At 71.4% G+C, this 17,510-nt stretch carries 21 protein-coding genes; 5 read left to right on the plus strand and 16 right to left on the minus strand.

The genetic code is table 11. From position 1 onward, the window contains the following. Positions 1 to 75: 75 nt before the first annotated feature. Positions 76 to 588 (minus strand): ATP-binding protein, encoded by a 513-nt coding sequence (locus AC07A6_RS35805; RefSeq protein ID WP_478779894.1) that lies wholly within the window; start codon positions 586 to 588, stop codon positions 76 to 78. A 248-nt stretch (positions 589 to 836) separates the two neighbouring features. Here AC07A6_RS35805 and AC07A6_RS35810 point away from each other — a divergent pair, with 248 nt between their 5' ends. From AC07A6_RS35810 to AC07A6_RS35820, 3 genes are all read left to right on the plus strand, one after another. After that, the gene (locus AC07A6_RS35810; RefSeq protein WP_478779895.1) at positions 837 to 1,688 is read left to right on the plus strand and encodes a helix-turn-helix domain-containing protein; all 852 of its coding nucleotides are present in this window, start codon (positions 837 to 839) and stop codon (positions 1,686 to 1,688) included. Positions 1,689 to 1,693: 5 nt separating this feature from the next. Then, positions 1,694 to 1,891: a hypothetical protein gene (locus AC07A6_RS35815; RefSeq protein WP_478779896.1), complete on the plus strand. Its 198-nt coding sequence runs from the start codon at positions 1,694 to 1,696 to the stop codon at positions 1,889 to 1,891. A 75-nt stretch (positions 1,892 to 1,966) separates the two neighbouring features. Next, positions 1,967 to 2,260 (plus strand): hypothetical protein, encoded by a 294-nt coding sequence (locus tag AC07A6_RS35820; protein ID WP_478779897.1) that lies wholly within the window; start codon positions 1,967 to 1,969, stop codon positions 2,258 to 2,260. Between the two features lie 132 nt (positions 2,261 to 2,392). On the opposite strand, the gene AC07A6_RS35825 is transcribed toward AC07A6_RS35820, so the two are convergent. The 14 genes from AC07A6_RS35825 to AC07A6_RS35890 all read right to left on the minus strand — a co-directional run bounded on the left by AC07A6_RS35825 (position 2,393) and on the right by AC07A6_RS35890 (position 13,239). Then, positions 2,393 to 3,031, minus strand: coding sequence for an OmpA family protein (locus AC07A6_RS35825; protein ID WP_478779898.1), 639 nt, complete (start codon positions 3,029 to 3,031; stop codon positions 2,393 to 2,395). A 4-nt stretch (positions 3,032 to 3,035) separates the two neighbouring features. Then, positions 3,036 to 3,623 carry a hypothetical protein gene (locus tag AC07A6_RS35830; protein WP_386271377.1) on the minus strand — a complete coding sequence of 196 codons (588 nt, stop codon included), beginning with the start codon at positions 3,621 to 3,623 and terminating at the stop codon, positions 3,036 to 3,038. A gap of 29 nt (positions 3,624 to 3,652) precedes the next feature. Further along, entirely contained in the window at positions 3,653 to 4,306 is a 654-nt protein-coding gene (locus tag AC07A6_RS35835) for a pilus assembly protein TadG-related protein (RefSeq protein ID WP_478779899.1), read from the minus strand. Next, positions 4,303 to 4,503, minus strand: a complete 201-nt coding sequence (locus tag AC07A6_RS35840; RefSeq protein ID WP_285341866.1) for a hypothetical protein — start codon at positions 4,501 to 4,503, stop codon at positions 4,303 to 4,305. The genes AC07A6_RS35835 and AC07A6_RS35840 overlap by 4 nt, the downstream gene beginning before the upstream one ends. Positions 4,504 to 4,613: 110 nt before the next feature. Next, complete coding sequence (locus tag AC07A6_RS35845) at positions 4,614 to 5,318, minus strand: response regulator (RefSeq protein ID WP_478779900.1); 705 nt, start codon at positions 5,316 to 5,318, stop codon at positions 4,614 to 4,616. Continuing rightward, positions 5,315 to 6,403, minus strand: a complete 1,089-nt coding sequence (locus AC07A6_RS35850; protein ID WP_478779901.1) for a sensor histidine kinase — start codon at positions 6,401 to 6,403, stop codon at positions 5,315 to 5,317. Before AC07A6_RS35850 ends, AC07A6_RS35845 begins: the two co-directional genes overlap by 4 nt. Positions 6,404 to 6,406: 3 nt before the next feature. Further along, complete coding sequence (locus AC07A6_RS35855; RefSeq protein WP_478779902.1) at positions 6,407 to 7,309, minus strand: DUF5936 domain-containing protein; 903 nt, start codon at positions 7,307 to 7,309, stop codon at positions 6,407 to 6,409. 16 nt (positions 7,310 to 7,325) lie between these two features. Then, positions 7,326 to 8,264, minus strand: a complete 939-nt coding sequence (locus AC07A6_RS35860; RefSeq protein WP_478779903.1) for a type II secretion system F family protein — start codon at positions 8,262 to 8,264, stop codon at positions 7,326 to 7,328. Beyond that, entirely contained in the window at positions 8,261 to 9,607 is a 1,347-nt protein-coding gene (locus AC07A6_RS35865; RefSeq protein WP_362468118.1) for a TadA family conjugal transfer-associated ATPase, read from the minus strand. Before AC07A6_RS35865 ends, AC07A6_RS35860 begins: the two co-directional genes overlap by 4 nt. Before the next feature lie 2 nt (positions 9,608 to 9,609). Continuing rightward, positions 9,610 to 9,978, minus strand: coding sequence for a TadE/TadG family type IV pilus assembly protein (locus AC07A6_RS35870; protein WP_478779904.1), 369 nt, complete (start codon positions 9,976 to 9,978; stop codon positions 9,610 to 9,612). A gap of 2 nt (positions 9,979 to 9,980) precedes the next feature. Beyond that, positions 9,981 to 10,346 (minus strand): TadE/TadG family type IV pilus assembly protein, encoded by a 366-nt coding sequence (locus AC07A6_RS35875; RefSeq protein WP_478779905.1) that lies wholly within the window; start codon positions 10,344 to 10,346, stop codon positions 9,981 to 9,983. A gap of 3 nt (positions 10,347 to 10,349) precedes the next feature. Then, entirely contained in the window at positions 10,350 to 11,621 is a 1,272-nt protein-coding gene (locus AC07A6_RS35880; RefSeq protein ID WP_478779906.1) for a CpaE/TadZ family protein, read from the minus strand. Between the two features lie 7 nt (positions 11,622 to 11,628). After that, positions 11,629 to 12,330: a Flp pilus assembly protein CpaB gene (gene cpaB, locus AC07A6_RS35885; RefSeq protein WP_385762455.1), complete on the minus strand. Its 702-nt coding sequence runs from the start codon at positions 12,328 to 12,330 to the stop codon at positions 11,629 to 11,631. Between the two features lie 39 nt (positions 12,331 to 12,369). Beyond that, positions 12,370 to 13,239: a hypothetical protein gene (locus AC07A6_RS35890; protein WP_386271390.1), complete on the minus strand. Its 870-nt coding sequence runs from the start codon at positions 13,237 to 13,239 to the stop codon at positions 12,370 to 12,372. Positions 13,240 to 13,610: 371 nt separating this feature from the next. Between AC07A6_RS35890 and AC07A6_RS35895 the strand changes: the two genes are divergently transcribed. Together AC07A6_RS35895 and AC07A6_RS35900 are read left to right on the plus strand one after the other, a co-directional pair. Beyond that, positions 13,611 to 15,305 (plus strand): chitinase, encoded by a 1,695-nt coding sequence (locus AC07A6_RS35895; RefSeq protein ID WP_478779907.1) that lies wholly within the window; start codon positions 13,611 to 13,613, stop codon positions 15,303 to 15,305. Between the two features lie 137 nt (positions 15,306 to 15,442). Next, complete coding sequence (locus tag AC07A6_RS35900; RefSeq protein ID WP_478779908.1) at positions 15,443 to 16,774, plus strand: M14 family metallopeptidase; 1,332 nt, start codon at positions 15,443 to 15,445, stop codon at positions 16,772 to 16,774. An 84-nt stretch (positions 16,775 to 16,858) separates the two neighbouring features. On the opposite strand, the gene AC07A6_RS35905 is transcribed toward AC07A6_RS35900, so the two are convergent. Then, positions 16,859 to 17,266 (minus strand): RidA family protein, encoded by a 408-nt coding sequence (locus AC07A6_RS35905; protein ID WP_362468102.1) that lies wholly within the window; start codon positions 17,264 to 17,266, stop codon positions 16,859 to 16,861. Positions 17,267 to 17,510: the final 244 nt, after the last annotated feature.

The raw sequence follows: 17,510 nt of genomic DNA on the forward strand, positions 1-17,510 counted from the left end.
CTCCCCGTCGACACGCCCATCTCCTTTCACCCTGGGGCGAGTTGGGGCGGGATGAAAGTGACAAACGTCAGCGGCTCACGCCGCTCGGGCCAGCAGCGGCAGCGTGGCCCAGGTCCGCGTCCCGCCGCCGGGCTCCCGGGAGGGCCCGACGCCCCACTCCCCGCCGTGGTCGCGGACGAGCGCGGCGAACACCCGGAGGGTGGCCCGGCGTCGGGCCTCGCAGAGCGCGGCGAGGCGGGGGTGGGCGTGCGCGGAGTGGCCGTCGTAGACGATCAGGCGGAGGGCGTCTTCGCGCTGGCGGAGGGAGAGATAGATCTCCCCGTACGGGTCCATCCGCCAGGCGGAGCCCATGAGTTCGGAGGCCGCCTGGACGGCGGTCGGTTCGAGCGGATCGAGCCCGTAGGCCCGCAGCGCGGCCCGCACCACGTGCCGCGCGATCCCGGCGGACCGGGCGGAGGCGGGCAGCGTGACGCTGCACGACAGCCCGGGCGGCCCGGCGGGGTCGCCCTCGGGGGCGACGGGGCAGGAGGCGGGCGGGGCGTACAGGTTCGCGGTGAAGGGGTTCAGCGGGCTGGGCGGAATGGGCATCTTCGGCTCCCAAGTCGTCTGCAGTGACGGCGGATTGGCATCGGAAGCTCGACGCGCACGGCTGGCTCACGCGGGCGGGGAGGGTGGCTCGTCGCCGAGGCCGAGGCATGCTGCGGCGATGCACTTCGACTCCCCTGAGTGAGCGGTGCGCTACCGACTGTAGAGCAGTCGGTGATGCCTGCGCCACAAACTTGGTGATGCCCGCACCCCTTCTGGACCGGGCGGGCGGTTCCATGCAGACTGCCCTCATGCCACCCAGGACGTCGCCGACGTACCGTCAAGCAAGGCTCGGGGCCGAGCTGCGCAAGATGCGCCTGCGCGCCGGCGTCAGCGCCGAGTTCGCGGCCGGACTGATCGGAGTCGACCGGGGCAAGATCCCCAACATCGAGTCGGGCGTACGAACCCTGAGCATCGAGCGCCTGCGCACCCTCGCCGTCCACTACGGCTGCACGGACGCGGCCTATCTCGACGGCCTGGCCGCGATGGCGCAGACGAGAACACGCGGCTGGTGGGCCCAGTACCGGGGCAGGCTGGCGGCGGGCATGCTCGACATCGCCGAACTCGAATGGCACGCCACGCGGTTGCAGACGATCCAGACCGTGCACATCCCCGGACTCCTCCAGACCGAGGACTACGCACGCGCCATCTTCGGTGCGTTCCTTCCGGCCCTGCCCCGCCTGGAGGTCGAACTCCGCGTCGCCCACCGCCAAGAGCGGCGGTGCGTACTCGACCGCCCCGAACCGGTGCGTTACACCGGCTTCGTGCACGAGACAGCCCTGCGCATGCAGTTCGGCGGGCGGCAGGCGGCCCGCGCGCAGCTGGAGTACCTGGGCGAGCGGAGCGCCGCCGACCACGTCACCATCCGCGTCCTGCCCATCTCCCACGGCATCTTCCCCGGAGCCGGACACGCCTTGCTGTACGCCGAAGGCGTCGTTCCCGAGCTCGACACGGCGCAACTCGACACCGCCCACGGGCCGGACTTCATGCATGCCGAGGACCAACTGTCGCAGTACCGGAGCCACCTGAGCTGGATGGACGCCAACGCGCTCGACGCCTCGGCATCCCGGGACTTCATCCATCACGTCCAAAAGGAACTGTGAGAGCCATGTCCGACGTCAGCTGGGAAGAGCCGTACTGCGGCGCAGGGAACAACTGCTACCGGATCGGGGTGGACGGGGACGGCAACAGCTACATCGCCGTCGCGGGACAGGAAGACCGCCCCCTCACGGACAGCCGCGCCGCGCTCTCCGCGCTGATCCGGGACATCAAGGCCGGCAAGGCGGACCACCTGCTGGATGGCTGACCCGGGCCGTCTCGCCGCCCGGCGCCCGGCGGCGTAGCGTCGTACCCGGGGGCGATCAGGAGGAGAGGGGTCGCCATGGCCGTTCTGGTGCAGAACACGGGTTCCGGCTGGGACCGGGATCTCTACCAGACCCTGCACGACCGCGTCATGCCCGACGTCACGAAGCCGCCCGCCGGACTCGTCGCCCACGCGGCGATGGCCGGCGACCCGGACGGGTGGGTGGTCATCGACGTGTGGGAGTCGGAGGACGACTACCAGCGCTTCCTGGAGGAGGTCCTCATCCCGGCCGCGCAGGAACTCGGGACGCCGCAGTTCGACACGAAGATCGTGGAGATCTACAACCTGATGGTCCCCCCGCACCCCATCTGAGGGCCCCGCCCCGGCACGCGGGTTCAGCGGCGGCGCCGGCCGCTCTTCGCAGGGCCCTCGCCGGTGCCCGGGATCTTCCCCCCGCCGTCCAGGCCCGACTGCGGGCGACGGGGCCCATGGGGGACCGGCCGGCTAGCCGGCCGCGCCGCGCGGGAAGGTGATCTCAACTCGGCGGTTCTTCTTGCGGCCTTCCTCGGTGCTGTTGTCGGCGATCGGGTAGTCCTCGCTGTAGCCGCGGACGTCGTAGGTGACGCCGGGGTTGGTGACGGTCTTGGCCAGCTCGGCCTGGACGGCGTCGGCGCGCTGCTTGGAGAGCTCCTTGCCGTGTTCGTAGCTGCCCTGGTCGTCGGTGAAGCCGAAGACGCGGATGCGGGTGGCCTTCTGGGTGTTGATCTCCTGCGCGATGGCCTGAATGCGGGATGCGGCCTGGGCGTTGAAAACGGCGCTGTTCTCCGGGAAGAGGACCTCGGACTGCAGGGCCATCATGACGTTCTGGTTGGTCTCCTGGCGGCGCTGCTCGCCGCCGAGGTCTTCGACGACCTCGGCGATGTCGAGCACCTTGATGGGGGCGAGGGTGCCGCCCTGGGGGATCTTGAGGCCGGGGGCGTTGGAGTCGATGGGTACGGGTGCGGCGGCCGACGGCTCCGTGCCGGGTGGTACGGACGGCTTGGGGTCGTCGGCGTAGGCGGCGGTGGCGCCGATCAGGTGGGTGCCGGCGATGACGAGCCCGGCGACGGCTGTGGCTGCGGCTACGCGGTGGCGGTGTGTCATGGGGTCACCCGGAGAGTTTGACGGTGGCCGTGGCGAAGGTGGGAAGGCTCATCTCCACCTCCATGGTGGCGGCAGGTGGCGCCGGGAACTGGGCGAAGAACGGGACGGACTGGCCTGGCTCGATGATGGCCAGCCCCGTGGTGCACAGGCACCTCCCATCGGTGTCCCGGAGCACGTAGTAGCGCTTCTTCCCGGCCTTGTCGACCAAGGTCACGCCGGCAACCGAAACGCCGCTGGAGTTGAGTTCGTTGCCGCGCCACGGTGCCGTGTTGACGTAGGGAGCTGTGCCCGTGTTCTTCAGCTGACCTTCCACCGTCAGGAATCCACCGGCGTCACGTGCCGCCTTGTTGATGGTCAACGTCATGCCGGCTTCACCGTTGGCAGTGGCGAGCACCACCGTCGGCGTGGGCTTGGAACCACCAGTCGGCGCCTGCGACTTCGGCGCGTCCCCCTGGGGTGCCGCTGACGGGTCCTGAGCGGCCTTGGGCTTGTCATCGCCTCCCCCACCGCAGCCCGCCACCGTGAGCGCCAGCACGGCCACGGATACGGCAGCCGCTCCCCCACGGATCTTCGCCGAGCGCCGAGTGCTCATCTATGCAGCTTCCTTATCTCGTGTACGTGTCAATCGATCAGCCGGACCGTGAACAGCGCCTTCGCCAGCTTGCTCAGTGAGCCCGGATGCGCCAGGTCCAAAGTGAGTGACTCCCCGTCGCAGACGAACTTGACGCTTCCCGGCCCGGGCGTGGAGCTCGGGCTCGGACTCGGGCTGGACGTCGGGTCCGGGGTCGGCGTGGGCGACGGAGGGGCCGGGGCCGAAGCCAGTGAACAGCGGGGCTTGATGCTGGCCTTGGCAGTGGCCTTGCCGTGAACGCCCTCAGTGCCCGGCACCACCGACTCCCCGACGGTCCCGTTCGTGGTCACGGTGACACTGACTTCCGGGATGGCTGCCTCACATTCGGCAACGGCATCGTTCAGAGCCGCGAACTCGGCCGCCTTGGCACACGCTCCCCGCCCCGTGAGAAGGTCACCGTGCACGAGCTTCGCCCAGTCCGCGGGCGTGAGGCTGAGCAGGTCGAGTCCCGAGAAGGTGTTGTCCCTGGCCTCCCCGGCTGCGGCGAGGGCAGCAGCGTCAGCAGCACCCTGCGCATTGCTGCGGGTGACCCCCGCCTGCCCCACGACGAAGAAGGCCAGGGCGGCGAAGAGCAGGCCCACCACCACGATGATGTAGACGGGGAACGCCTGCCCCCGCTCGTCCCGGAGCCCCTGCTGCCTCACTTCCCCGCAGTGATACTCGCGACCGCGCCTGTGATCTTGGTGGTAATGGCCTGCCCGATACCCGTACCGACGATCGCCCCGATGATCACCACGACCACCAGGATGATCCCCAGGTACTCGAACGCCGTCTGCCCGCGATCCCTCGCACCCTTGCCCGCGTACCGCTTCCGCAACCTGGCCAGCGTGTTGTTCGACATAGGGGGTCCCTCCCGGTCCGGTTCCGCTGTCGATCTGCGGACGGTACGGGGAGTGACGAGAGATAACCAAGGGTCCCGGGGCCCAAATACGGTCCCATTGCGCACGGCGTCTACCCACGACCGGTCACCCCCGGACGGGCGGTTCCCAGCCAGCGGGCTATCGCCTCGCTGCGGCTCGTGCTCTGGAGCTTCGCGAAGATGCGGTTGATGTGGTTCTTGACCGTCTTCTCGCTGATGAAGCAGGCGCCGGCGATCTGCTGGTTGTTCATGCCGGACGCGATCAGGTCCATGATCTCCACCTCCCGCGAACTCAGCCCGAAGACAACGGAGTTGTGCACGCGCTCCGTCGACTGTGCCACAGAAGGTTGCGTTTGCGAAGAGGACCGCAGCTCCGCGAGGACGGCGGTGGCCGCCGTCGGGGTGAAGTGGGCGCGGCCGTCGCGGGCGTCCCGTACCGCGCGGACCAGTTCGTCCGCGGTGAACTCGCCGTGGATCAGGTAGCCGCCCGCGCCCAGCAGCAGGGCCTCGCGGATCTGGTCCGCCTCCTGGCTGTACGTCAGCATCAGGACCGGCGCCAGGCACACCAGGTGCGGCAGCGCCGAGATGCCGTCCACCCCCGGCATCCGGACGTCCAGCAGGATCACGTCCGGGGCGTGGACCCGCGTCAGGTGCAGGGCCTCCCGGCCGTCGCGGGCCTGCGCCACCACCCGGAGGTCACCGGCCGTGGCCAGCAGTGCGCTCAGGCCCGCCCGCACCACCGGGTTGTCGTCGGCGATCAGGACGTCGATCGAGGTCGGGGTCGGGGTCGGGGTCATCGGATCCCCTCCAGCGGGAGCGAGAGACGGACACGGGTGCCCGGGCGGCCGGACGGGCGGGGGCCCAGGGACAGGGCGGCTCCGATCGCCGCCGCGCGTTCCCGCATGCCGCGCACGCCGAAGTGGCCCGCGGACGGGAGGTGCGCCGGCAGGCCCCGGCCGTCGTCCTCCACCGAGACGGTGAGGTGCGTACCGGTCGCCGAGACGGTGAGCAGGGTCTCGGACGCCCCCGCGTGGCGGCGTACGTTCTCCACCGCCTCCGCGGCCACGGCGACCACGTGCCGGGCCACGGACGGCGGCAGCGCCGGCACCGCGCCCGAGACCCGGACCTGCGCGTCCAGCGCGTGCAGCGCCGGCAGGAGGGGGACGGGCCCGGCCCGCAGGTCCGTCAGCAGGGCACGGGACTCGGACGCCGCGCGGCGGGCCGCCGAGGCCACCAGTTCGGCCTGGGTGCGGATCGAAGCCGGGTCCGACGTACGGGACAGCGCGTCCGCGGCGAGGGCCAGGCCGTGCAGGGTCTTGGAGACCGAGTCGTGCATCTCCCGCGCCAGCCGTTCCCGCTCCTCCCGGACCGCCTCGGCCGCCGCCAGCCGCGCCCGGGTCTCGGAGAGGCGGAAGAGGAAGTCGCGGACCGAGGAGCCCGCAGCCCCGGAGAGGACGCAGAGGAGGGAGAGGACCAGGCCGCCGCCCAGGGCCGCGACCAGTACCGTCTGGGCCGCCGCGATGACCGCCGAGCCCCGCCAGCCGTACACCAGGCCGGAGAGGAGGGGGGTGCCCAGGGCCACGAGGCCGAGAGGGGACGAGGGGGTGGCCGTGACCAGGAGCAGCGCGCCCACCGCCATGTCCGCCGCCAGCAGCCACCGGTGGCGCAGCAGCAGCGGCCCGAAGCGCTCCCAGTCGCGGAACAGGGCGTACGACAGGAGGAAGGTGAGGACCACGGAGGTCGCCACCAGGTACGTGGGGGCGCCCGGCGCCGTCCGGCCCAGGGCGAGCGGGGCGCCCAGGGGGATCATGACCAGCCGGACCGCGAAGACCCGCCTGCACAGGGCCTGGAGGGCGTTGGCTTCCAGGCGTTCCGGGCCCATGGGTCAGCCGCCTCCCAGCAGCGCGCCGAAGTCGACGTTCGCGCCGTAGACGAAGCCGCAGACGAGGAGGATGAGCGTGCCCGGCAGCATGAACATGGTCACCGCGAAAGTGGCCTTGGGGACGGCCCGGGCGGCGCGCCGGCGGGCGTTCTGGGCGTCGGTGCGCCGCATGTCCTCCGCGATGGCGATCAGGGTCTCCACGATCGGGGAGCCCAGCTCCTCGCCCTGCTGGAGGGCGGTGACGAACTGCGCGACCTGCTCGGAGTCGTTGCGGCGGCGGAGCTCGTCGAAGGCCTGGCGCCGGCTGACGCCCATGTCCATCTGCTGGAGCGTGATCCGGACCTCGTCCGCCCACGGTCCCTCGTACTTGCCCGCGACGCGTTCGAGGGCCTGGCGGAAGCCCAGCCCGGCACTGACGACGACCGCGAGGACGTCCAGGAAGTCCGGCAGGGTCCGCTCGATGTTGTCCCGGCGGATCCGGATCGCCGACCACAGCCCGGCCTCGATCCAGAACAGCCCGAAGACCACCATGAGGAGGGCCGGTACGAGCTTGCCGTTCATCAGCATCGCGAGGGCGCCGAGGCCGCCCAGGAAGCCGTACACCGCGCGCCGGGCGGCGTAGCGGTCGATGGTGAGGCCGGCCGGGTTGCCCGCCATGTCGATCTGGCGGCGCTTGCGGGCCACCTGCTTGGGCCCCATCAGCCGCAGCACCAGCGGTGCCCAGCGGATGCCGATGCGGTCGACGACCGAGCCGACGGCGGTCGTGCGGGTGGCGCCGACCTCCAGGGCGAGGGCGAGGTCGGTCGGGAGTTTGACGTCGGCGCGGTAGAGCCGGACGCCGTGGAGGATCCCGAAGACGGACAGGGCGGCGGCCAGGGCCAGGAGGAAGGGGAGGTAGGTGTTCATCGCGGCGGCCGGCCCCTCAGACGTCGATCTTCGACAGGCGGCGGATGAGGACGAACCCGAGGGTGAAGAGGCCGAGCGCTATCAGCACGGCTGTCTGCCCGATCCAGGCGCCGGTCATCCGGTCCAGCGCGCCCGGCATCATCACGTCGACGAGGAGGAGGGAGCCGAGGCCGATCGCGGGAACGAGGTACGCGGTCACGGTGACCTGCGAGAGCTGCGTACGGATCTCCCTGCGCGTCTCCTTGCGCTGCTCCAGGGTCACCGTCAGGTTCCGCAGGCTGCCGACGATGGCGCCGCCCGCCCGGGCGGACAGCACGAGGGTGGAGACGAGGACGACCAGCTCGCGGGACGGGAGCCGCTCCACGATCTCCCCGAGCGCCTCCTCGATGGAGTGGCCGACCGCGAGCCGGTCCGCGACCCGGGACAGCTCCTCCCCGGCCGGGGCCTCCAGCTCCTCCGCCGCGATCCCGATGGCCGTGCGCAGGGCGAGCCCGGCCTGGGTGGCGTTGGCGAGGATGCGGGCCAGCTCGGGCAGCTGGTTGATGAACCGCTCCGTACGCCGGGCCCGCTGCCAGTTGAGGAAGGCGTTGGCGGCCCACAGCCCGATCAGGCCGGCCACCGGGCCGAAGAAGGGCGCGAGGAGGGAGGAGGAGACCAGCCACACCCCGGCGACCGCCATCAGCATGTACGCGAAGAACTCGCCCGGGGTGAGGTCCAGGCCGGTGGTCGCCAGCTTCAGTTCGATGCGCCGGCCCAGCCGTGTCCTGCGCAGGCGCCGGTCGAGCCCCTGGAAGCGGCGCCTGCGGCCGACGGGATCGGGGGTGCCCTCGGCGGAGAGCCGGTCGATGAGGGCGGCGCGCTGGGCGAGCCCGGCCGAGTACGCGTGCACGCCGAGGGACACGAACAGGCCCGCCAGCAGCGTGGCGCCGAGGGTGAGGAGGACGAGGTTGGTCACAGCACGGTCCGGGAGGTCAGCGGGTCGAGGTAGTCCTCCGGCGGGGCGACCCCGAAGGCCTGGGGGATGGGCTGGTTGCTCATGTAGAGGCGCTCCGCGATCCGGCGGGGCAGCGGGGCGTAGGCGAAGTAGCCGTGCACGCGCCCGTCGGCCCCCATGGGCTGGGCGATGTAGCGGCACACGGTGGTGATCCGGAACGGCTCGCGGCCGTGGGAGTCGAGGATGGAGATCTCCGTGATGCGGCGCGAGCCGTCGCCGAAGCGGGTGAGCTGGACGATGACGTTGACGGCGCTGTTGATCTGGTCCTGGAGCGCCTCGAAGGGGATCTCGACCTCGGACATGGACGCGAGGGTCTGCAGGCGCATCAGGGCGTCCTGCGAGCTGTTGGCGTGGACGGTGGCGAGGGAGCCGTCGTGGCCGGTGGACATCGCCTGGAGCATGTCGAGGGTCTCGCCGCCGCGGACCTCGCCGACGATGATGCGGTCGGGGCGCATGCGCAGGGAGTTGCGCACGAGGTCGCGGATGGTGATCTGGCCCTTGCCCTCCACGTTCGCGGGCCGGGATTCGAGGCGGATGACGTGCGCCTGCTGGAGCTGGAGCTCGGCGGAGTCCTCGATGGTGATGACGCGCTCGCCCTCGGGGATCAGTCCGGAGAGGGCGTTGAGGAGGGTGGTCTTCCCGGTGCCGGTGGCTCCGGAGACGATCAGGTTCATCTTCGCCTGGACCAGCCCGGAGAGCAGGAGCAGCATCTGCTCGTCGAGGGAGCCGAGGGCGATCATCTCGTGCAGGGTGAAGGCGCGCGGGAAGCGGCGGATGGTGAGGGTCGCGCCGGTGAGGGAGAGCGGCGGGATGATGACGTTGACGCGCTCGCCGCTGGGCAGGCGCGCGTCGACCATCGGATTGGCCTCGTCCACACGCCGGTTGACGGTGGAGACGATGCGCTCGATGGTCTGCATCAGCTGCTCGTGCGAGGCGAAGCGGATGGGGAGCTGCTCGACCCGGCCGGAGCGCTCCACGAAGATCTGGTCGGGGCCGTTGACCATGATCTCGGAGATGGAGGCGTCTTCGAGGAGCGGTTCGAGCACGCCGAGGCCGAGGGCTTCGTCGACGACGCGGCGGATCAGCTGGGCGCGCTCGGCGGTGGAGAGGACGGGGCCCTCGCGGCTGATGATGTGCCCGAGCACGCGCTCCAGGCGGGCCCGGCGCTCGGCGGGCGCGAGCGCGGACATCTCGGCGAGGTCGATCTCCTCCAGCAGCTTGGCGCGGTAGGAGGAGACGAGCCGGCCGTCCTCGCGGGGGCTGTGGCGGTCGTCGGGGGTGTTGACCCGGGAACGCAGGCTCATGGTCACGGTCCCTTCGGGTCGTCGTTGGGCATGACTGCGGTGGCCTTGGCCGGGTCGACGGACAGGCCGGGCACGATCGAGTTGATGGGGATGGTCACGGTGGCGGTGACGGCGTCGGCGCTCTTGCTGATGGCCACGTCGGCCGTGAGGCCGCCCCGGACGGCTGCCTGGCCGGCGGCCGCGCCGCCGGAGCCCTTGCGGGCCTCCACCCGGGCCGCCGTACGGGCGGCGGTGTCGGCCTGTTCGTGGACGTACGCGATCCAGCCCAGCTGGATCCCGCACAGCGCGACGAACAGCAGGAACGGCACGAAGCCGATGTACTCCAGGGCGACCTGGCCCCGGTCGGAGCGGATGTCGCGTCGTCGTCCCACGTTCACTCCTCCCGTTCCATGGCCGCGCCGCCCTCTCCCGTGATCTCGCCGAAGTTCAGGCCCGGGTATAGGACGGGGATCTTGAGCTTCACCGTCGCCTTGAAGACGTCTCCGGATTCCCCGCACTCGGCCGACATGCCCCAGGCCGGGGCGATGTGCTCCCCGGCAGCCGTCTGACAGGCCCCCGCACCGTGTACCGCCCCCGCCCGCGCCGCCTCGTCGGCCGCGTTCCCGGCCAGGGAGAACGCGTAGCCGATCAGCACGCACTCCCACACCGCCGCGACGAGCAGCAGGATCAGCGGCACCATGCCCACGAACTCCAGGGCCACCTGCCCCCGGTCCCCGCCCCGGTACCACCCCCGGCGCACGCGTCAGCCCTCCCGGCCGCGCCGCAGCCGGGCCACCGGGCCGGGCGGGCGGACGGCGAGGGCCGCGCCCGTGCCCGGCTGCGCCGGGACCGGTGCCCTGTCCGGTGCCGAGAGGAGGCCCAGCTCGCCGGCCACCGCCCACAGGGCCTGTTTCACCGTCGAGCGGTTGTCGAGGTCCTGGACCCGGCCCGCGTCGACCACGGCCTGGAGTTCCTTGAAGGCGGCGGGGACGGGGGTGCGGACCGGCCGGGTCTTGGTGATCTTCTCGATCAGCGAGGGCTGGATCTCGGTGTGCTTGCTCCAGCGGTTGACGACCATCGCGGTGTCCTCGGCCTTGCGCACCTGGAGCCGCTCCCACATCCGGACCATCCGCTTGGCCGCGCGTACGGAGACCACGTCGGGGGTGGTGACCAGTACGGCGGTGTCGGCCTGTTCCACGGCGGCGGCGTTGGCTCCGGTGACCTGGGTGCCGCAGTCGACGACGACCAGTTCGTAGCGGGCGCGCAGGGCGCCGATGACCTGGCGGGTGGCGCGTTCGTCGAGCTCCTCGCCCCGTTCGCCCTCCGCGGGGGCCAGCAGCAGGGCCAGTCCGGTGCGGTCCTCGTAGACGGCGTCCTGGAGGACGCGGGGGGAGATGTCCTGGATGCCGGCGAGGTCGGCGATGGAGCGGCGGAACTGCACGTCCAGGTAGGAGCCGACGTCCCCGGCCTGGAGGTCGAGGTCGACGAGCGCCGTGCGCCGGCCCGAGGCGGCCGCCGCGAGGGCGAACTGGACGGCGGTGAAGGTGGTGCCGACGCCGCCCTTGGCCCCGGTGACGGTGACGACCCGGCCGCCCGGGCCGGTGAAGACCTCCGCGCCGCCGCCCAGGTGGCGGCGTACGCCGACGGCCCACAGGGCGGCGGCCTGGACGCGGGCGCTCAGCTCCTCGTACGAGAGGGGCAGGGCGATCAGGCCCCGCGCGCCGGAGTCCATGGCGGCGGAGAACAGGCCGGGTCCGGCGTCGGAGGAGAGCAGGACGACGCCCACGGCCGGGAAGCGCAGGGCGACTTCGCGGATGAGTTCCAGGGCGGGGACGGGGCCGATCCGCTCGTGGACGAGGACGACCTCGGGGAGTTCGTCGACGGACTCGGCGGCCATCCGGCCGAGCATGTCGAGGAGGGTGGTGGAGTCGGGGACGGGAGGGGCGGGCTCGGCGTCGGGGAGCTGGCTGAGCAGGGCCGTGATGGAGCGGGCGGCGTCCGGGTCGCCGGCCGCGGGGAGGATTCGAGTGGTCATCCGCGCCTCACTTGTCCCCGTCGAGGGTGTACGTGCGGTCGGCCGTGCTGGGGGCCGAGTCGGTGCCGGGGGCCACCAGGGCCAGCCGGACGTGCTCCGCGAAGGACTCGGCGTAGGCGACGCGCTGGGTGTCCTTCGTGTTCAGGGCGAAGGTGATCGGGACCGCTTCGGCGGGGCCCTTGCGGTCGCCGTCCTTGTCGAGGGCGGTGAGCTTGCCGACGCCGAGGACGCGGGCGTTGGCGACGATGATCACCGAGCGGGAGGGGTCGGTCTCCTTGGCGCCCTTGAAGGTGGCGATGATGTTGACCTTCGCGCCCGAGGTGATCTTGCCGGCCACGCCGGTGGCCGCGTCGATCATGATGGCGATCTCCTGCTCCCCGGCCTGGAGCTGCGGCTTGTCGACGAACATGTCGCTCTGGAGCAGGGAGCCCTTCTTCAGGGTGGTGAGCGCGATCTTGCCCCGGAGCGCGCCGAGGTCGTCGACGGCGGTGTCGGAGAGCCACCGCTTGGGGACCTTCACCTCTTCGAACTGGCCGGCCGTCAGGGCGCTGTACGGTGCGATGTCGCCCTTGACGCGGTACGCGACGACCTCGGCCCCGACCTTGGAGTTGACGTCGCCGATGACGACGAGGACCCCGGCGAAGGCGGCGAGGGCGCACAGGACCGACAGCAGGAGCAGGATGACGCCGCGGCGCTGGCGTGAGTTCATGAGCCGTACTACCTCGCCGTTCTTCGTTCGTTCGGGCGGTCAGGATCCGGTTCTCGATCGGGCGGCGGGCACCTCGGGCGGGGGTGCGGCCAGGGGGGCGGCGCAGAAGCCGCAGCGGTCGCCGATGAGCTCGAAGCCGCACCAGCCGCACTCCTCGCGGCGCACCGAGGAGACCAGCTGGTGGAGCACGGAGACGTCGGGGATGGCGGCGGCGAACTCGACGAGCTTGGGGGTGGCCCACCAGCGGGCGGAGCCGTCGGGCAGCGGGTTCTCCATGACGCCCTGCACCTGCCAGGCGGGGGCCAGTTCGGCCGCCACCCAGTCGGAGGACAGCTGGCCGCGCGCGAAGGTGAGGTGGGTGGCGAAGGCGGGGCCGGGCGGGATCACCCCGGTGGCGGCGGTGCCGAGCCGGGCCAGGTGCGGCGACGGGTGGGCGAGTACGGCGAACTGGGCACTGGGCGACCAGGAGCGGGCGTGCGCCTTGAGGCCGACCGGGATCCGGTCGAGCTTGGCGACGGAGCCCAGCAGGGCGCCCGCGTAGACGTAGTGGGACAGCAGCCGGGCGGCGGAGGCGATCACCCCGGGGCTGAAGTCGCAGACGGTGAGCTGGCGCAGCTGACGCACCAGCACGGCGGTGCCCAGCGGCGGGAGGTCGGTGTCGACGAGCGCGATCCGGTCGGTCTCCAGGATGGCCCGCACGGTGCGCAGCCGGTGTGCGGTGGCCGGGGGCAGCCAGGACGGCACGACGGCCACGAGGTGGCCGTGCCGCTCCAGCAGGGCGGTGGTCGCGGCGAGCGAGGCCTCCAGCCCGGCTTCGGCCGGCGGGTGCAGTACGGCGGCGCCGGGGGTGTGCCGGTCGGGGGCCGGCAGCACCAGATCGGCACTGGTGACAGCGATGGCGGTCGGCACGCGAATCCCCCCGTTCACCCTCCGCGCGGCGTCCGTTCACCCGGCCGACGGCCGGACTTCCGCACGCGCGCATGCTGCGCGACCGCAAACGATCGGCGCCCTTCCCCCTTGCCCGTGCACCATATCCGCGACGCCCCTGGCAGGGCAGGGGCTTGAAGATTCCTGTGCCGGAAGCACATGTCACAGGAGGCGGGAAACCCGGACAACAGGGATCGGGACCGGGTCCATTTCAAGCCACATTGCAAACACTCTTGACACGGGGATTGGTCTGGACCAACTTGGCTGGCGCCTGCTTTCGGTCCGGGGGACCCCACTCCCCCCTCACAGCTCCCCCCTTCCGCTTCTCCCCTTCCTCCCCCCACGGAGCCCACGTGAACCGCATACGCTCCCTCGCCCTGCCCCTCGCCGCCACCCTCGCCGCCGGCGGCCTCACCGCCCTCGCGGCGGGCCCCGCGCAGGCCGCCGACGTCAACGTCGTCCGCAACGGCGGCTTCGAGTCCGGCCTCGCCAACTGGTCCTGCTCCAACGCAAGCGGGGCTTCCGTCTCCTCGCCCGTCTACGCGGGGGCGGGCGCCTTGAAGGCCACCCCGGCGGGCTCGGACAACGCCCGCTGCTCCCAGACCGTCACGGTCAAGCCGAATTCCACGTACACGCTCAGCACCCAGGTGCAGGGCTCGTACGTCTACCTGGGCGCGACCGGCACCGGCACCCAGGACGTCTCCACCTGGACCCCGGGCTCGGGCGGGGGCTGGCAGAAGCTGTCGACCACCTTCACCACCGGCCCGAGCACCACCCAGGTCACCGTCTACACCCACGGCTGGTACGGCCAGCCGGCCTACACCGTCGATGAGTTCAGCGTCTTCGGCCCGGACGGCGGCGGCCCCACCGACCCGGGCCCGGGCCTGCCCGGCGCGCCCGCCGGGGCCGCCGTTTCCGGCCAGAGCCAGAACGGGCTCACCCTTTCGTGGAACGCGGTCAGCGGGGCGGGCGGCTATTACGTCTACCAGGACGGCGTGCGCGTCCAGACGGTGGCCAACACCTCCACGCCCGTCACCGGGCTCGCGCCCGGCACCTCGTACTCCTTCCAGGTGAGCGCGTACAACGCGGCCGGCGAGGGCCCCAAGTCGGCGCCGGTCACCGGCACCACCACCGGGGGCGGCGGCCCGAACCCGAACCCGTCGGTGCCCAGGCACGCGCTGACCGGCTACTGGCAGAACTTCAACAACGGCGCGACCGTCCAGAAGATCTCCGACGTCTCCGCGCAGTACGACATCATCGCCGTCTCCTTCGCCGACGCCACGACCACGCCCGGCGCCATCACCTTCAACCTCGACTCGGCCGGCCTCGGCGGCTACACCGTGGCCCAGTTCAAGGCCGACGTCGCCGCGAAGAAGGCGGCCGGCAAGTCGGTCATCCTCTCCATCGGCGGCGAGAAGGGCACGATCTCGGTCAACGACTCCGCCTCCGCGACGAATCTGGCCAACTCCGCGTGGGCGCTGATGCAGGAGTACGGCTTCAACGGCATCGACATCGACCTGGAGAACGGCCTCAACCCGACCTACATGACGCAGGCGCTGCGCGCCCTGTCGGCGAAGGCGGGCCCCTCCATGGTCCTGACCATGGCCCCGCAGACCATCGACATGCAGTCCACGCAGGGCGGGTACTTCAAGACCGCGCTGGCCGTGAAGGACATCCTGACGGTCGTGAACATGCAGTACTACAACAGCGGCGCGATGAACGGCTGCGACGGCAAGGTCTACTCCCAGGGCTCGGTGGACTTCCTGACGGCCCTGGCCTGCATCCAGCTGGAGGGCGGCCTCGACCCCTCGCAGGTGGGCATCGGCGTCCCCGCCTCCCCGAGCGGCGCGGGCAGCGGCTACGTCTCCCCGACCGTCGTGAACAACGCCCTGGACTGCCTGGCCAGGGGCACGGGCTGCGGGTCCTTCAAGCCGTCGAAGACCTACCCCTCGCTGCGCGGGGCGATGACCTGGTCGACCAACTGGGACGCCAAGGCGGGTAGCACCTGGTCCAACGCGGTGGGTCCCAAGGTCCACGGGCTGCCGTAGGCGGTAGAGGTGTGGGGGTGGCTGATTCGGTCCGGTGAGCCCGCCGGATACTTCCGGGGCTATTGACCGGGACATGCCACAAGAGCACGCTGTGCGCGTCCGCACGGCTACCCCCACACTCCCACCCAGGAGAACGCATGCGGCTCCACACCCGCCGGAGGGCCGCCGTCACGGCGGCCCTGCTGGCGCTCGCGCTCGGCGCACCCGCCTACGGCATGAGCGCGACGGCAGCACCGCCGCCCACCCCGTCCACGGCGACGCAGGACGAGGCCATCGCCCAGTACGAGATCCAGGGCCCCTCCACGGCCGCCGAACGCACGGCCCTGCTGCGCACCGGGGTCTCGATCGACGAGGTGGACGCCCGCTCGGTCGTGGTCAGCGCCGACCCCATGCAGGCCAAGAGCCTGCGGGCGCTCGGGTACACGCTGACCCCGCTGCCCGGCCCGCCGGACCGCGGCGAGCGCGGCGTCGCGGCGACCCCGATGGACTTCCCCTCGGCCGACTCCCGGTACCACAACTACGCCGAGGCCAAGGCCGAGATCGACCAGCGCATCGCCCAGTACCCCGGGATCATGAGCAAGCGGGTCATCGGCAAGTCGCACGAGGGCCGCGACCTCATCGCCATCAAGATCAGCGACAACGTCGGCACGGACGAGGCCGAACCCGAGGTGCTCTTCACGGCCCACCAGCACGCCCGCGAGCACCTGACCGTGGAAATGGCCCTGTACCTGCTCAAGGAGTTCGGCTCCAAGTACGGCACCGAGAGCCGGATCACGAACATGGTCAACCAGCGCGAGATCTGGATCATCCCGGACCTCAACCCGGACGGCGGCGAGTACGACATCGCCACCGGCTCCTACCGCTCCTGGCGCAAGAACCGCCAGCCCAACAGCGGCTCCTCCTACGTCGGCACCGACGAGAACCGCAACTGGAACTACAAGTGGGGCTGCTGCGGCGGATCCAGCACCAGCAAGAGCTCCGAGACCTACCGCGGGCCGGCCGCCGAGTCCGCCCCCGAGGTCAAGGTGGTCTCCGACTTCGTCCGCAGCCGCGTGGTCGGCGGCAAGCAGCAGATCACCGCCGCGATCGACTTCCACACGTACAGCGAACTGGTGCTGTGGCCGTTCGGCTACACCTACAACGACACCGCGCCGGGCCTGACGGCCGACGACCTCGCCGTCTACAAGAAGATCGGCACGAGCATGGCCGCCAGCAACGGCTACACGCCCGAACAGTCGAGCGACCTGTACATCACCGACGGCACGATCGACGACTGGCTGTGGGGCAACCAGAAGATCTTCGCCTACACCTTCGAGATGTACCCGGCGAACGGCGGCGGCGGCTTCTACCCGCCCGACGAGGTCATCGACCGCGAGACGGCGCGCAACAAGGAAGCGGTGCTCCAGCTGCTGGAGAACGCGGACTGCATGTACCGCTCGATCGGCAAGGAAGCCCAGTACTGCGCGTAGCGCGTAGCGCACACCGCACAGAGCGCGCCGCTGAGCCGGGGCGCCCCACCGCCAGGGGGGCGCCCCTTCGCCTGCGCCCGTGCCTCAGCCGAGCACCGCCAGGGCGTCGATCTCGATCAGCAGCCCGGCGGGCAGGCCCACGTACACCGTGGTGCGGGCGGCGGGAACCTTCACGCCCTGCTCGTCGAAGTAGGCGTTGTAGATCTCGTTCATCTCGGCGAAGTGGCCGGTGTCGGTCAGATAGACGCGGATCATCACCACGTCGTCCCAGCTCGCGTCGCCGGCCTCCAGCACGGAGCGGACGTTCTCCAGCGTCTGGAGGGTCTGCTCGCGCAGCGTCGGCCCGGCGGTGGTCGGCGGCTGCCCCTCGACGTGCGGCAGGTAGCCGACCTGGCCGGCGACCTGGAAGATGTTGCCCTTGCGGACGCCGTGCGAGAACTTCGCGGGCGGGGCGGGGTGGGACTCGGGGGTGACGGCGGTCTTCTCGCTCACGGAGGGGTCCTCTGCGTTCGTATCGGTACGGGGGGTGTTTCCCCCCGCTGATGGTGTCAGCGGGGCGGGCCCCGCGTGACGCCCCCTCAACCGGTTCGCGAGGACGGACTACCGCCGGGCCGGCGGGTGCCGCTGCGCGGGCGAGGTCCCCTACCCGCCCTTCCACCGTTCCCAGGGGCTCCGCCCCTGACCCCGTTGCGCTCAAACGCCGCGCGGGCTGGATATATCCAGCCTCGCCGGCGTT

The organism is Streptomyces sp. NPDC044002 (genome assembly GCF_056434525.1).